Genomic DNA, 14,435 nt, shown 5'->3' on the forward strand with positions numbered 1-14,435 from the left:
GAACTAATTTTGGACCAGAAATTCCGGGGCGTTAGTTGACATAGCTATGATCAAAACGGATTTCCATAAGTAAAAAGAAACCCTGAAGCCGGTTATCTTTTTTTCAGGATGTATCCTACTTCCGGGGAATATCCTTCGATGGGGTTAACCCCCATCTTCATCAAGTTTTCGGCAAGCTTATTGATTGGTGCATCGTAGGCCGGCTCCCCGTCTGACAGAACAGCATTAAAAATACGGGAAATAAAGTAGTACAGACTTTCGTAATCGATCTTTTTCTCAATTTCAAAAAGTGGAGACAGGAATTCAAGGAAATCATCTTCAAGATACTCGTTGAAGGAGTTGACCTGTATGGCCTCAAGATCGAGCTTTTCGCGAATTTCGTTGATGCGGGCAAGCGGGCCGCTAAAGCATTCCATCATGATGTACTTTCCGCCGTATTTAAGCAAACTGTGCACAAGTTGCACGGCATTCTTTTTTGCCGCTCCGCGAACATTTACAAGAAGCCTTTTCGTCAGAACGATGTCCTGCGCACCAATGTAATCCGCAACCATAGTGTCTTTTGAAGCATCAAACACATGGAAAGAAACATTGTTCAGGCCCATTTCAAGGCGGCGCTGCTCGGCCGTCTCTATCATGCTCTCGGCAAAGTCAAAGCCGACGAAATAGCCGTTCGAACGGGCTTCGGCAAGACGCAGAAGGGTCCGGCCATTACCGCAACCTAAATCGCAAACCGCCAAACCGTCCGCCACTTCTTCTTCCAGCATCTTGAACGGTAGCTCCTCTCCAATAGGGTCGAAGTTAACTGCCAATTTACTTGCGCCATGTTCGCGGCCCTGCTTTTCCCAAAAATCTTTCGACGAAGTTGAAGGGACAGAAGACATCAACCTTCACCTTCCAGATGATCTAGGCTGAGAAGCGTATTGGCTGCCAGATCCTGTGCAAGCGCTCGGCCCACCACGCGATCAATCTCATAGGGCATCAGGCCATCGCCAGGACGCTGATAGCGGATATCACTTTCCGACAGGATATACCCCGCCGCAAGATCCCGGTTAATGACGATTGAGCGGCGGGCCGCGCGGCGCATTTCAACCTCGCCCGACGTTGGTGTCAGGCTCGCCGAACCCATGCTGGCTTCCAGACGACGTACGTTGCTCACTAAATCGGTTAACTCTTCCGGATCCATTGAAAACCACTGATCAGGGCCCTGCATATTTTTATCGAGTGTAAAATGTTTCTCTATAATGTGTGCTCCCAGCATCGTCGCGCCCAGATCAGCCGTGATCCCTTCACTGTGATCTGAAAATCCGATAACATTGTCAGGAAACATCTCTTTCAGGCTGATTATCTGGTTCAGGTTAGCCTGCTCCGGCGGCGTTGGGTAAAGCGAAATGCAATGCAGAATGGCAATCTCATCGTTACCGACAGAACGAAACGCATCCAGCGCGCGCTTGATGTCATCTACATCTGCCATGCCGGTTGAAATGATCACCGGTTTGGCCTTGGCGCCGATGTATTTTAAAAATGGTGTGTAAACAAGGTCGTCGGAACCGATCTTGTATGCATTGACGCCCAGGCCCTCCAGCAGGTCAGCCGCCGCCGGATCCGTTGGTGTCGAGAACGCGACCAAGCCGCGCTGCCGCGCATGTTCCAACAACTTGCCGAAATCGCCGTAGTTGATTTCCAGCCGGGTAAACATGGCCAGCTGGGATTCCCGAACCACTTTGCCTTGCGAAATGTACTCGTAAATTTCGTCATCTCCGTTGACGAATTCCGAAGCGGAGAAAGTCTGAAACTTGACACAATCAGCACCAGCATCGGCGATGGCGTCGATCATCTTGTGGGCGATGTCCACGTCGCCGTTATGATTGACGCCAATCTCGGCGATAATGAAGCACGGATGGCCTTCACCGATGTTTCGGCCTTCGATTTTAATGTTGCTCATGCTGTTCGTGTGTCCGGCGCTATTGTTTCCTGCTCTGCGATTATCGGGCGGTCGCTCCAGATATTAAGAATCTCGGTGGCGATCCGTTTCGCCCCAAGCCCGTCAACCAGCGCCTTTCCGCAGGCGCTCATACGCCGACGGCTTTCGTTGTTAATCGATAACGATTGGGCGCGATCCCCAATGTCCGTATCGTCAACAGTACTCCAGAAGCCCAGATATTCTGCGGCACCGGCGGCGGCCAAGGCGGTTGCCACCGGAACCTGATCTTCGGACAGGCCCAGCAAAATCATCGGCACGCCTAGACAGGCCAGTTCGAGAGCGGTGCCGCCACTGCTGGCGATAGCCATATGGGACCGAGACATCAGCGTCGCCATATCCATGACATTCCGGTGAAGATGAACTGCGCTGTTTTCCGCCCCCACCGTTTCGGCGCGGCCGCAATAAGCGGGGCCGAGGATGACATCGATCTGCCAGTTGTCATTCAATCCGCTCAGGGCTTCTATGGTGCGCGCGCTTTGGTCGTCGTGATCACTACCGCCGAAGGTAACAACGATGCGGCGTGCATCTTCAGGCATTCCCGTGCGTGGCGGCATTTTGGTGAATTCGTCACGCAACGGCACGTAGTCACTGCCCAGACAAAACCGGCTGTTTGCAAGCCCCCGATAATCCAGGTTCGAAGCACCGGGTGCGGAATCGATGACCAGATTGCACGGGTAATCATCGAGCCGCTTGCCGTCATCGAACATTGCGATCCTGAACCCGGCCTCATGCAAAATACCCAGACCGGCGGTGCCGATTTCATAACTATCAAGCAGTAATGGCCCGTCGGATGGCGACAGGGCGTCAGCAAGACTCTCAATACCGGCATCGGAATTATTCAGGCGCGTGATCTGCAATCCAAGGGATTCTATCGGTGCGGCGTCGCTGTCCGCCGACATGACGAAACGAACTTTTACACTGTCTTCAATCAGGTGACGGCTTACTGCCAGGCACCGCATGACATGGCCATAGCCGACGCGCGCATTGCAATCTACGCGAACGGTAACCGTCGGCTTTGTCATGTCGCTTCTCCGGCGTGGGCATAACGTTTGGCATCGTGCGCCGAAGCGGCATCCGGGTCGTGGTCGGAATCATGGTGCATCTGATTAAGGGCAAAAATTTCCGGGTGCACGTCGAGCAACGCCAGGGTCTGGTCGACGCCGGGAATTTTCCCGGTCTTGGGCATGACGGCGAACAGGTTGCGCATGAATTCCAGGTCTTCGGGGAAATCCAGGGTCCAGCGGTGGTTAAGCATATCGCCGCCGGGACCGTCCAGGTTGGCTTTCAGGGCCTCAGCATGGCGGCGGATGTAGGGCGAGACATGTTCCCGGTCCATGGGTTCTGTCGCCTCGGCCGCTGCCCGTTCCAGCCAGGCAACGGTTATTGCCTCGCAATCCAGGCCATGCGGCCATGAGGGTGGCGTATTGTTACCGGCGTAATCGGTGTCACGTTGCGCGCGAAGGCGCAGCACATCGGCGCAGACATCCGGCGCGATCAGCGGGCAATCGCTGGTCACACGTAGAACGATATCCGCTTTAACCATGCGGGCCGCCTGCAGGTAGCGATCCAGCACGTCGTTTTCTGATCCGCGAAAAACGACGGCGTCGCATTGTTCGGCTTCTGCTGCAATGGGGTCGTTATCCGGGGATTCGGGGATGGCGCAACAAACAACATCGGCCCCGTCGATGGCCTGACAGCGATTCAGAACGTGAGCCAAAACCGTCTTGCCATGCAGATCCATTAGCACCTTTCCTGGCAACCGGGATGACCCGAGGCGGGCCTGAACAATGATGGCGGTGTTAGTCATCCAAACAGTCCTTCAGCGCGGCGACAACCCGTGTCGCGTCTTCAGGCTGCATGGCCGCCGACAGCGGCAGCGACAAGCAGCGTTCGTAGTATCGCTCGGCTCCGGGCAGGGAAAGATCACCATCAAGGTTGCGGTAATAGGGCTGTGTATGAACCGGAATGTAGTGAACTTGCGTGCCGATTCCGGCTTCGAGCAATTGGCGCATTACGTCTGCCCTTGAAACACCAGCCTTTTTAAAATCGATCAACACCACATACAGGTGCCACGCGGGCGTACAATCGACGCTGCGGGCCAGTGGCCTGACTATGGGGTCTAATCCGACCAAAGCCTGATCATAGGCGGCAACAACGGCGGATCGTGCGGTGACGAAGCGATCAAGTTTTCCAAGCTGGCTATTTCCCAACGCACAATGGATATCGCTGGCCCGGTAGTTGAATCCGGGTTCCGACATTTCATAATACCAGGGGTTGGCTTCGCCATTGTCATCGCAAGCCATGTCGCGCTGCCGAAATTCATCGGCGTTGTGGATCATGCCGTGGTTGCGCAACCGGCGCAAGCGAGCGGCCAATTCTGCATCGTTCGTCGTCACCGCCCCGCCCTCGCCCATGGCGATGGTCTTGACCGGATGGAACGAGAAGCAGGCCATTTCACCGTAACGGCAATCGCCAGTGCGCTCTGCATTGCCCCGGCGTGTACCGAAGGCGTGGCTGGCATCTTCGACAACCTTAATTGCATGTTTATCAGCAACCGCGCGAATCGCCGCCATGTCCGCCATCTGGCCCGCCAGATGAACCGGGAATACGGCACTAATACCGCCACCGACCCGCATGATGGCATCTTCCAGGCGGGCCGCATCCAGCAAGCCGGTGTCTGGGTCAACGTCGGCGAACACCACGTCGGCACCGACATAGCGGGCGGCGTTGGCGGTAGCAAGAAAGGTGACTGTCGGCACCACAACCTTGTCGCCTGGGCCTAGTTGCAGCGCCAGTGCCGCCAGGTGCAGCGCTGCGGTGCCGCTGGAACAACTGACCGCATGTGCGGCGCCGGTAGCGGCGGCCAGCGCGGATTCAAACGCGGCGACCGCAGGTCCGGTGGTCAGCAGTGCGCCCTTCAGTGTGGCGGTGACGGCGGCAATATCATCATCGTCAATGATTTGCCGTCCATAGGGAAGGAAAGACTGGTTCATGTCAGGTGTTCTATCAAGGGTGCGGCGTGGACATCAGTTCGCGCAGCGCCTCTGGCCCCAACCACTCATCGTTGCCGTCGCTGGTATAGGAAAAACCATCGGCGACCGGATCGCCTTGCGCTTGAGTATCTTCTTCGCCCGACCAAAATTTATAGGCCGGCATGATGACGTAGCGATCTCCAAGATCAAAGGTGGTGCGTGAATCATCCTCCGAAATCATGACCTCATGTAATTTCTCGCCGGGCCGGATGCCGATGGTATGGTGGGGCAGCTCGGGAGCAACCGCAGTCGCCATATCGGTAACCGTCATGCTGGGAATTTTGGGAACAAAAAGCTCGCCGCCCTTCATAAGTTCCAGGCATGAGAGGACAAAGTTTACGCCCTGTTCCAGGGTAATCCAGAATCGCGACATGCGTGGATCGGTGATCGGCAGGCTGTCGGCGCCCGCGGCAACAAGTTTCTGGAACAATGGCACGACACTGCCTCGCGAGCCGATAACATTACCATAACGCACGACCGAAAACCGGGCACCGGATGCGCCACTTAAATTATTGGCTGCGATAAAAATTTTGTCCGAAGCCAGCTTGCTTGCACCATACAGGTTGATGGGGTTGGCGGCCTTGTCCGTGGAAAGGGCAATCACCTGCGTCACATCTGTGCGAAGTGCTGCTTGAACGATATTTTCCGCGCCAAGAACATTGGTGTGAATACATTCCATGGGATTGTATTCTGCCGCAGGTACCTGCTTTAGGGCTGCTGCATGGATCACGATATTCACATCATGCATGGCCATTTCAAGGCGCGACCGGTCGCGCACATCGCCTATAAAATATCGTAGCGATGGATGGTCGGCGACCTTGGTTTCCTCTGCCATGTCGCTTTGCTTCAGTTCGTCACGGGAAAAAATGATCAGCCGTGATGGCTTATAATTATCGAGAATTTTCCTTAAGAAGCCGCGACCGAAAGACCCGGTGCCCCCGGTTATTAAAATTGATTTCCCGTCAAGGTCAGGTAAATTTTCGTCGAATGTTCTATATGGCGTATTTGCTGTCATGTAGTTTCCAATTTTGTTCCCTGTGCAGATTGGGCCTGAATTCAGGCACGCTACCGCAGTCCGGGTGAAAGGCTCTCCCGGACTGACGATGGGTAAAACGGATAAACGTCAGGCGTAGGCCTGAACGGTCTCCGCCGGGACGCGCACCCTTACCGAGCGTCCCATGATGTTTAGGAGAACAACGATTCTGTTTTCGTCATTCTCGGAATCAAATAAAGCATTGCGGCCGGCAAAGGGGCCGTGGTCGAGAGTGACCGCGTCGCCGGGCCGGAAGCGCTGAAGAGCATTTAGCAAGACCAATCCGTTTTCGGTTTCACGGCCGCGGATTTCGTCGATGATGCCATCGGGAATCGCAGCCGGCTGCGTTCCGTTACGAACAATCGACTGCACGCCAATGGTCGACAACACCGGCGTCCAATGGTCCACTTTAATGTCCAGCCTGACGAATAAATAGCGCGGGAATAGTGGCGCGCGGACGTAATCAATGCGCCGCGCATGTCGACGCTGACGGCTGTATTGCGGCAGATATGTCTCGAAGCCCTGGTTGTTCAGGTGGGCTTGGGCACGGGATTCTGCACGAGCATGGGTGTTGACTGCGTACCAGTCGATCATTGCAACCCGGCCTCCTCGTTCTGAACTATTCCGGCCATGCCCTGGCGGGAAATGTTGAGAATCGGAAGGGTCAGAACGTTGTTCTGCGGGTGTGCGCGCCGGGCGTCGTTATAGGTTTTCTGTGGGTTGGAGTAATTGGTAATTAAGACCGCGTCGACCCCGCCAAGAGCACTGATATCCGATACCACCGGCAGCTCGTGAAAATGTGTCGCCTCAGCGTCCGGCTGGATCAGGCCGACCGGCGTGATGTCATGTTCCGTCGCACAAAGAATGGCAATTTCCGCTAGGTCGCTGACGCCCCAAAAGGCTATTCGCCGCCAGTCACGCTCGACGCAGTGCTCATAGGCCTCGGTGCATTGGTGCCGGGCGATTCGCATGAAATTAAATGATTGGGTTAGATATTCGGCCGTCAGTCGACTTTTTTCGGCAAAACCGCTTGGCGTCAGGTAGTACATATAACGGTTTCGCGGTGCTTGCGAAATCTTGATAAAGCCTTTTTTGGCGCACCGCTTGAGATACGAATTGGCCAAGCCCAGCGCAATTCCCACTTCTCCTGCCAGGGAGCGCTGGGTGACGTTGCTTTTCTCATGTATCGCCCTCAACAGGTTGAGGGTGATTTCGTTCTCCCCCTCGGCGCTCGGTAACGGGGCACTTGTACTGGTCGATTTGGGCATGGTATGACTGATTTCCTTAAGCGTTCACGTGACGAACACTACATCGTTCACGATGTGAACGTCAATGCCGGTGTTGCTTACAGGCCTGTGAAACCGAGTGCTTCTGGTTTTCGACCGTATCGTGTGATAGTGTCCGCCCGGCTCGTTGTTCTCCTTTTATTCCCTGGAATTTTTTTCATCCGTGCTTTTTAATTCCTTTCCCTTCCTTTTTTTGTTCCTGCCGGTGGCATTCATTGGTGGATTCATGTTGTTTCGTGCCAATCACAACCGCGCGGGACTAGCCTTTATGGCGGCCTGCTCACTGTTTTTTTATGGTTATTGGAAACCGGCCCACCTTTGGGTGATTGTCCTTTCAATTCTGGTCAATTACCTGATGGGCGGCGCCATCGCCCCCCGGCGGGAGCCCCTAGTGCGCAGGCTATTGCTGGTCGCCGGAATAGCTTTCAACCTGGGCATGCTGGGATATTTTAAATATCTCGGGTTTTTCTCTCACATGTTCACAGTCGTCCAATTTGACAGCTTTTTCGACAACGTGGTCAACACCGCCCTACCGATCGGCATTTCCTTCTATACGTTTCAACAAATCGCCTTTCTCATAGACAGCTATAATAATATCAAGCACCGAGCGTATTCGTTCGTCGAGTACGTGTTCTTTGTTTCTTTCTTCCCACAGCTGATCGCCGGACCCATTGTTCACCACGCGGAAATCATGCCTCAACTGGAGCATCTGGCACAACGCCTACGTGGCGCGCGCTATGTCACGCGGTATCTGGTACCGGGAATGGCGCTACTTGTCATCGGACTGGCGAAAAAGGTTTTATTGGCAGACACCTTCGGCGTTTACGCCGACGGCGCTTTCGCCGTCGCCAGCCTGGATCGAATGACTTTTTTCGACGCCTGGGCCAGCGCCGTCGCCTACACTTTACAGATCTATTTTGACTTTTCCGGTTATTCGGACATGGCCATCGGTCTGGCTTTTCTTTTCGGATTGCATCTGCCAATTAACTTTAACGCCCCCTACAAGGCGGCCTCGATGATCGATTTCTGGCGCCGCTGGCATATCACTCTGTCGAGATTCCTGCGCGATTACCTTTATTTTCCTCTGGGCGGAAATCGCCGTGGTCCGGCCCTGCGCTATCTTAATTTACTGGCGACCATGATGATCGGCGGGCTTTGGCATGGAGCAAACTGGACGTTTTTATTCTGGGGCTTTTTACACGGTGCCCTGCTGGCGGTGAATCATGCCCTGCGCAGCGTTACCAGCCGCCGCCCGCCCGTCTGGCTTGCTGTCGGGGCGACGTTTATTATTATAGTTTTTACTTGGGTACCGTTCCGCGCTGAGGGGTTCGCGGTGGTGCAACGGTTTTATTATCTGATGCTCGGATTTGACGGTGTCGTAGTACCGCAAACGTACGGTGCGCTGATCCCCGCGTTAGGCGATTTTGCCACCGTGTTCAATATCCGGGCCGGTGATGTCGGCTTTTTCAGCGGCATCCGACAGGTGGCGTTTACCGCCGCCGGGCTAGCGATTGTGTTCTTTGGGCCAGTGGCGATGGCGTTGTTGGAACCGGCCCCGCGGCGACGCGCCTTGCGCTCGAAGCTGGTGCCGGTTGGTCTGGGCATTGCTGCGACATTGGTTTTTCTGGTGATGTGGGTACAGTCGAATGTTACGTTTCTTTATTTCCAGTTCTGAGCGCCGCCGCATCCGCATGCATCCCTTTATGCGCCGGATGATGGTGTCAGCTGCCGCGACGGCTGTCAGCGCCCTGGGCCTTAGCGGCGGGTTTCTTTATGTCGCCAATGAGATTGATGTTTTCTCTCCAGACGTGATCGAGAGGGCAGAGAACCTGTTGTGGGGGCCCGGATTTGGCCAACAGTATGCTGCGTATAAATTAAAACGGGCCGTTTACACGCGCCCCGACTTCCTGATCCTGGGATCGTCGCGTGTGACGCAATTCCGTGACGTCATGGCGCCAAAGGGTGTGCGATTTTATAACGCAGCCCTTGCTGCCTCCAGCCTGGGTGACGCCCGGGCCTTTTTGCTGTCGCTTTATAAACACCATCGTCCAAAAACCGTCCTGCTGGGGGTCGACCCCTGGTGGTTCCGGCCCGGGCGCAGTGGACCAACTCCGGCTGGCCCGGTCATGGATTTTAATTATCAGGCGTTGCTGTCGATGGCTATTACCAAAGGGATGACGCTTCGGGTTTTAAGCAGCCTTGGCGATGCGGCGTTTAATCGCCACGCCGATCCGTTGGGCGGACGCAAGCCGGTCGGTTATCACGCGACGCTGTCCGGCAATGGATTTCGTGCCGACGGCAGCTACCAATACGGCGACATTCTGAACGCACAGAAAACGCCGTCGGCCACCCGGCGGATGGGCCACGGTGAAGATTTCCATTTCTATCGGCAGGAAGTGATCGCGAGTCACGGACGATTTGCCTATACCGGCGCGCCAGACGACGCGGAACGGGATCTGCTTGATAAAATCATCGCTGAGGCCCGCGACCAAGATGTCGCGTTGATCCTGTTTTTTCCGCCGATGGCGGCGGCGGTGGATGAGACCATCAGGAAGACGCCGGCGCAAGATGCCTATTTTGCCGCCGTCAAGAAAACGGTTGCTGGTGCCGCCGCCAAGAACGGTATCGCATTTAACGATTTTCAGGATCTGGCCGTTCTCGGTATTGACGACCAACACACGCTCGACGGTATTCATGTGGACGAAATCGCCTCCCTGGCGATGTTGAATGCTATGATTAAAAGCAATTCAGTACTGGCCGCCCTGTACGATCAGGTGGCGATTGATAAGACGGAGAAACTGTTGGAAAACAGGCAAAATATGGCCGGACCGCATCGGATTATTCCATGACTCTGACGACAACTTGTTCTTATTGTCCAACTATGTAACATTCGAATCATGGTGAAAAAATGAAAATTATTGGCAGTATAGAGGCCCGGATGGGTTCGTCGCGGCTTCCGGGGAAGACCATGCAGCCTGTGTTTGACGACATGCCGCTCCTCGAAGCCGTTTTCCATCGCTTTCGTCAGTGCCGACAAATCGACGGACTGCTGGTAGCGACGTCGGTGGCGCCGGGCGATGATGTCATTGCCATCTGGTGTACCGACAACGATGTCGTTTGCCATCGCGGCTCCGAGGACGACGTGCTCGCTCGTGTTGTCGGCGCGGCCCGAGCCGCCGGTGCCGATGCCATTGTTCAGATGGGCGCAGATTCAGCTTACCTGGATGCCCTGCTGATTGATCAATTGATTGGCTTATACAAAGACGATGCTTACGACCTTGTTTGCAATACGTTGGAACTGACCTATCCCCTGGGAATTTACGGGCACATCGTTCGTGTCTCGAGCTTGGAAGATATAAATCGCCGTGATGATCTATCGCCAGCCGATCGCGAGGACGTGACCCGCTATATCTGGGAGCACAAAGAGCAATTCCGGCTGCTCAATATCAAGGCGCCGCCGGAGCTTCATTATCCGGAACTCCGCTTTACTGTCGACTACCCAGAAGATATGGTCTTGGCGCAAAATATCTACACCCACTTCGGCGGACTCCGCTTCACAACGGCGGACTTGATCGCGCTCTATCGCCGGGATCCGAGCCTGTTCGCCGATACACTCAAACTGAAACAGGAAGCGGCGCCGCATCTAAGTTTAATGCAGCGATGACGACAATGCCAAACAAACAACTTAGCGTCGCGCTGATCGGCGCCGGTCAAATCGCCGGCGGCTACGACACCAACCTCAGAGAAGGAGAGGACGGGGTCTACTCCCACGCGGGTGCCTACAAGGCCGACGGACGGTTTTCGTTGACAACGGTTTATGATCTCGACGACGCAGCGGCGCAAACCTTTCAGAGCTCCTGGAATGTAATAAAAATTGCCGGTGGTATCGATGACATCCTGGGTACTCATCATGACGTGGTCAGTGTCTGCGTTCCTGATGAGACTCATTTTGATATTGTCCACCGATTGATCACTACAGAATGCTGCAAAACGGTGTTCGTTGAAAAACCATTGGCGTCGTCTGCCGGTGACATCGCGACCCTTGATGCCATGTCCCGGGCGGCTGATATCAATGTCGTGGTCAACTTTCAGCGCCGCTTTGATTCCCTTTACGCAGAACTGGCCGCCGAATTCGCCGCCGACCCAACGCGCATTATTACCGTCAATGCCATGTATATGAATGGGTTCGAGCATGTCGGCGTCACCATGCTCGACACCCTGGACGCACTTTTTGGCGCGCCGGGGGCGGTGTATGTCTACAACGCGGTCATAAACCTGGAAAACAATCAACTGACCTATGAATTCGTCCTCTATTATGACAATTTCAACATCACCGTTAAAACGGTCGACAGTTCCATTCACGCCTACAATTATCATATCTTTGACATCGATATTTTTCTGGCCGACGGTCGCCTGACATTGAACCAAACTGGACGCTGGCTGGAACGCCGCACGGTCGGTGATTACGCCTATTCCGGCGTCAGTGTTTTTGAGGAAGACAGCAAACGCAGTGAAAAAACTGGGTGGGATAAGAGCATGATTGCGGCGGTCGATTACATCGCCAGGGTCACCCGCGGCGGTGCTCACACAATCAACACCCCGGCACAATCGCAGCGCACAAGACGTATCCTGGATGCCATCATCAAATCCGCTGAAACCGAAACAAAAATTAATGTGAATGAAATATCATGATCCAGAACAAAACCCTGTCCTTCCCCCCATATAATCCTATCGGCGAGGAAGAGGCGGCTGCCGCCGCCGCAGTCGTGCACGAAGGTATGCTATCGGATTATCTCGGCGCCGCCGACGTCAAGTTCTTTGGCGGTAAAAACGTTCGGGCGTTTGAGTCCACGTGGTCCGATTTTCACCAAGTCAGCCACACGGTCAGCTTCAATTCGGCGACATCAGCCCTTATCGCCGCCGTCGGGGCGATTGGCATCGTGCCGGGCGACGAGGTTCTGGTAATGCCGTACAGCATGTGTATTTCCGCCACAGCACCGCTGTTTTATGGCGGCATTCCAGTGTTCGTCGATATCGAACCCTATACCTTCTGCATGGACCCGGCGAAGATCGAGGAGAAGATAACCGATAAAACCCGCGCCATCCTGAGCGTTGACCTGTTCGGCCAATCTTCCGATATGGCCGCCCTGCGCCAGATCGCTGACAAATACGATCTCAAGATCATTACCGATGCGTCACATGTTCCAGGCTGTCCTTATAACGATGGCTTTGCCGGAACCTTTGGTGATATTGGCGTTTACAGCTTCAACCAGCACAAGATCATTCACTGTGGAGAAGGCGGAGCTGCCGTCACCAATGACGATGGACTGGCGTTGCGCCTGCAATTAATCCGCAACCATGGCGAGGCCATCGTTTCGGATATGAAAGTCAAAAATCTTCGCAATATGGTTGGTGGTAACACGCGATTTCCCGAAATCGAGGCGGCAATCATGGTCGAACAGCTGAAGAAGCTGCCGACCCTGTTGCGCCAACGAATCGATCTGGCCGATCGACTGAGCGAAGGCTTCCGGAAACTCGATTTTCTGACGCCGCCCACTCTTCGTCCAGGCAGCGGCCATGTCTATTACATCTATCCATTACTCTTCAACGAGGAGGCCGCGGGTATGGACCGGACGAGATTTCTGGAAAACGTGAAGTCCCTTGGCGCCCCCGTCTACCGATTTACCGGCGGTTACATCAAACCACTTTACCGGCTGCCGGTATTTTCCCGCAAGAATGAGTTCCAGGCGGGATATCCGTTCAACCTGGCCGACGATTCGGCGTCGGTGAATTATGGCGACGCCGGTTGTCCGGTCGTCGAGCGCCTGCATAACGAGGAAATGATTGTTCTCAGTTGCAACTACCCACCAATGACGGCGGCGGATATGGACCGGATCGTCGGTTTGTACGAAAAAGCCGCGTTGATGAAATAAGGCCCACGGACGATGAGCGATTCTCACGACCAGGTTGCCGACGATGAGGGCCTGCTTGATGCGATGCTGTCGGACTTGGCCGGCGTAGCGCAGTTATACCAGCCGACGAATTATTGGGATTACTACGCCGGGATTCTTGTGCCGGAACTCAGATCGCAAGGACTGCGTGATTTTCGCAACCGGCGCGGCTCCAAACTGGTGTCTTTTGGAGCGTCCGAGCCACGTGAACGCTTCCGCGACGTCAGTCTCGAGGGGATTCGTTTTCTCAACAACAAATTTTCCAAACGGCTACCGTTTTGGAGTAACCTTTTAAAATCCGCAAATGGGATTCTCAATAAAACCCTGGATAATTTGCCCGCAAACACGATTTGCCGGACGTCCATTGACGATATCTACGCCATGGCCTTTGAGCAGGCCCATGCCGTCGGCATGCGACGGGGATCAAAACCTCTTTCGGATATCGAATCTTCACGGTTAGGTCATCCCGGTGCCGGGTTCGAAGTGGATGGAAAGTTCTATACACCAAACTTCCTGCGGTATTATTTACGCTATACTTATTGTTCCCAGCACATGGATTTTTCCGGCAGAAAGGTCATTTCGGAACTTGCTTCCGGCTATGGCGGACAGGCGGAGGTCTTGAAAAAACTCCATAAGGATTTGACCATCCTGCTATTCGATTTGCCGCCGCAACTTTACGTTTGCGAGATGTATTTGAAATCTGTCTTTCCTGATGATGTGGTGTCCTTCCGCCGGACCCGGGAAATGACTTCTCTGGAAAATCTGAAAAAGGGGAAAATATACATTTTCGGCAATTGGCAGTTTCCGCTGCTGGCCGACATTCCCGTGGACTTGTTTACAAGCGCCATCAGCCTGGACGAAATTGATCGCCCCGAGGCCCTGAACTATCTCCGGATCGCATCGACGCGGGCGGAAAACGTCTACCTTGCCCAAAATATCGGCAACGTCACCCTTGCCGCCGCACCGGGAAAACCGGGGGTTTTGGAAAGAGTAGTTTGGCAAGACTACGAGAATTCATTGATGGAGAACTTTGACATACTGGCGAAATCGCCCTTGCTCAATCCTGGCAAGCCGGTCTCGTCCTATGATCCCCTGAACCCTCATCTGGAAGCATTCTGGCGGCGTAAGACAGAACATCAGGTATTCTGACAA

14 protein-coding genes are annotated in these 14,435 nt (G+C 54.4%); 6 read left to right on the top strand and 8 right to left on the bottom strand.

All coding sequences use genetic code 11. From position 1 onward, the window contains the following. Positions 1-92 precede the first annotated feature (92 nt). The 8 genes from HOL66_01590 to HOL66_01625 form a co-directional block, all read right to left on the bottom strand. Complete coding sequence (locus HOL66_01590; GenBank protein MBT5242918.1) at positions 93-881, bottom strand: class I SAM-dependent methyltransferase; 789 nt, start codon at positions 879-881, stop codon at positions 93-95. After that, a complete protein-coding gene (locus HOL66_01595; protein ID MBT5242919.1) occupies positions 881-1,942 on the bottom strand; it encodes an N-acetylneuraminate synthase in 1,062 nt (353 codons plus the stop codon). Before HOL66_01595 ends, HOL66_01590 begins: the two co-directional genes overlap by 1 nt. Further along, positions 1,939-3,003 (bottom strand): UDP-2,4-diacetamido-2,4,6-trideoxy-beta-L-altropyranose hydrolase, encoded by a 1,065-nt coding sequence (gene pseG, locus HOL66_01600; protein MBT5242920.1) that lies wholly within the window; start codon positions 3,001-3,003, stop codon positions 1,939-1,941. Before pseG ends, HOL66_01595 begins: the two co-directional genes overlap by 4 nt. Next, complete coding sequence (locus tag HOL66_01605; protein ID MBT5242921.1) at positions 3,000-3,788, bottom strand: glycosyltransferase family protein; 789 nt, start codon at positions 3,786-3,788, stop codon at positions 3,000-3,002. Before HOL66_01605 ends, pseG begins: the two co-directional genes overlap by 4 nt. Continuing rightward, positions 3,781-4,974, bottom strand: a complete 1,194-nt coding sequence (gene pseC / locus HOL66_01610; GenBank protein ID MBT5242922.1) for a UDP-4-amino-4,6-dideoxy-N-acetyl-beta-L-altrosamine transaminase — start codon at positions 4,972-4,974, stop codon at positions 3,781-3,783. The genes HOL66_01605 and pseC overlap by 8 nt, the downstream gene beginning before the upstream one ends. Before the next feature lie 13 nt (positions 4,975-4,987). Next, positions 4,988-6,028: a UDP-N-acetylglucosamine 4,6-dehydratase (inverting) gene (gene pseB, locus HOL66_01615; protein MBT5242923.1), complete on the bottom strand. Its 1,041-nt coding sequence runs from the start codon at positions 6,026-6,028 to the stop codon at positions 4,988-4,990. Between the two features lie 108 nt (positions 6,029-6,136). Continuing rightward, entirely contained in the window at positions 6,137-6,640 is a 504-nt protein-coding gene (locus tag HOL66_01620) for a transcriptional activator RfaH (protein MBT5242924.1), read from the bottom strand. Next, the gene (locus HOL66_01625; GenBank protein ID MBT5242925.1) at positions 6,637-7,314 is read right to left on the bottom strand and encodes a winged helix-turn-helix transcriptional regulator; all 678 of its coding nucleotides are present in this window, start codon (positions 7,312-7,314) and stop codon (positions 6,637-6,639) included. The genes HOL66_01620 and HOL66_01625 overlap by 4 nt, the downstream gene beginning before the upstream one ends. 181 nt (positions 7,315-7,495) lie before the next feature. Between HOL66_01625 and HOL66_01630 the strand changes: the two genes are divergently transcribed. From HOL66_01630 to HOL66_01655, 6 genes are read left to right on the top strand one after another with little or no spacing between them, the layout of a single operon-like run. Next, positions 7,496-9,007, top strand: a complete 1,512-nt coding sequence (locus HOL66_01630) for an MBOAT family protein (protein ID MBT5242926.1) — start codon at positions 7,496-7,498, stop codon at positions 9,005-9,007. Next, positions 8,979-10,181, top strand: a complete 1,203-nt coding sequence (locus tag HOL66_01635) for a hypothetical protein (GenBank protein MBT5242927.1) — start codon at positions 8,979-8,981, stop codon at positions 10,179-10,181. The genes HOL66_01630 and HOL66_01635 overlap by 29 nt, the downstream gene beginning before the upstream one ends. Before the next feature lie 59 nt (positions 10,182-10,240). Then, positions 10,241-10,996, top strand: a complete 756-nt coding sequence (locus tag HOL66_01640; protein ID MBT5242928.1) for an NTP transferase domain-containing protein — start codon at positions 10,241-10,243, stop codon at positions 10,994-10,996. A 5-nt stretch (positions 10,997-11,001) separates the two neighbouring features. Further along, a complete protein-coding gene (locus tag HOL66_01645; protein ID MBT5242929.1) occupies positions 11,002-12,024 on the top strand; it encodes a Gfo/Idh/MocA family oxidoreductase in 1,023 nt (340 codons plus the stop codon). Continuing rightward, positions 12,021-13,265 (top strand): DegT/DnrJ/EryC1/StrS family aminotransferase, encoded by a 1,245-nt coding sequence (locus HOL66_01650; GenBank protein MBT5242930.1) that lies wholly within the window; start codon positions 12,021-12,023, stop codon positions 13,263-13,265. The genes HOL66_01645 and HOL66_01650 overlap by 4 nt, the downstream gene beginning before the upstream one ends. 12 nt (positions 13,266-13,277) lie before the next feature. Continuing rightward, on the top strand, positions 13,278-14,432 hold the full coding sequence (locus tag HOL66_01655) for a putative sugar O-methyltransferase (GenBank protein MBT5242931.1): 1,155 nt from the start codon (positions 13,278-13,280) through the stop codon (positions 14,430-14,432). Positions 14,433-14,435 lie beyond the last annotated feature (3 nt).

The organism is Rhodospirillaceae bacterium, from assembly GCA_018662005.1.
Taxonomy (GTDB): Bacteria; Pseudomonadota; Alphaproteobacteria; order Rhodospirillales; family JABHCV01; genus JACNJU01.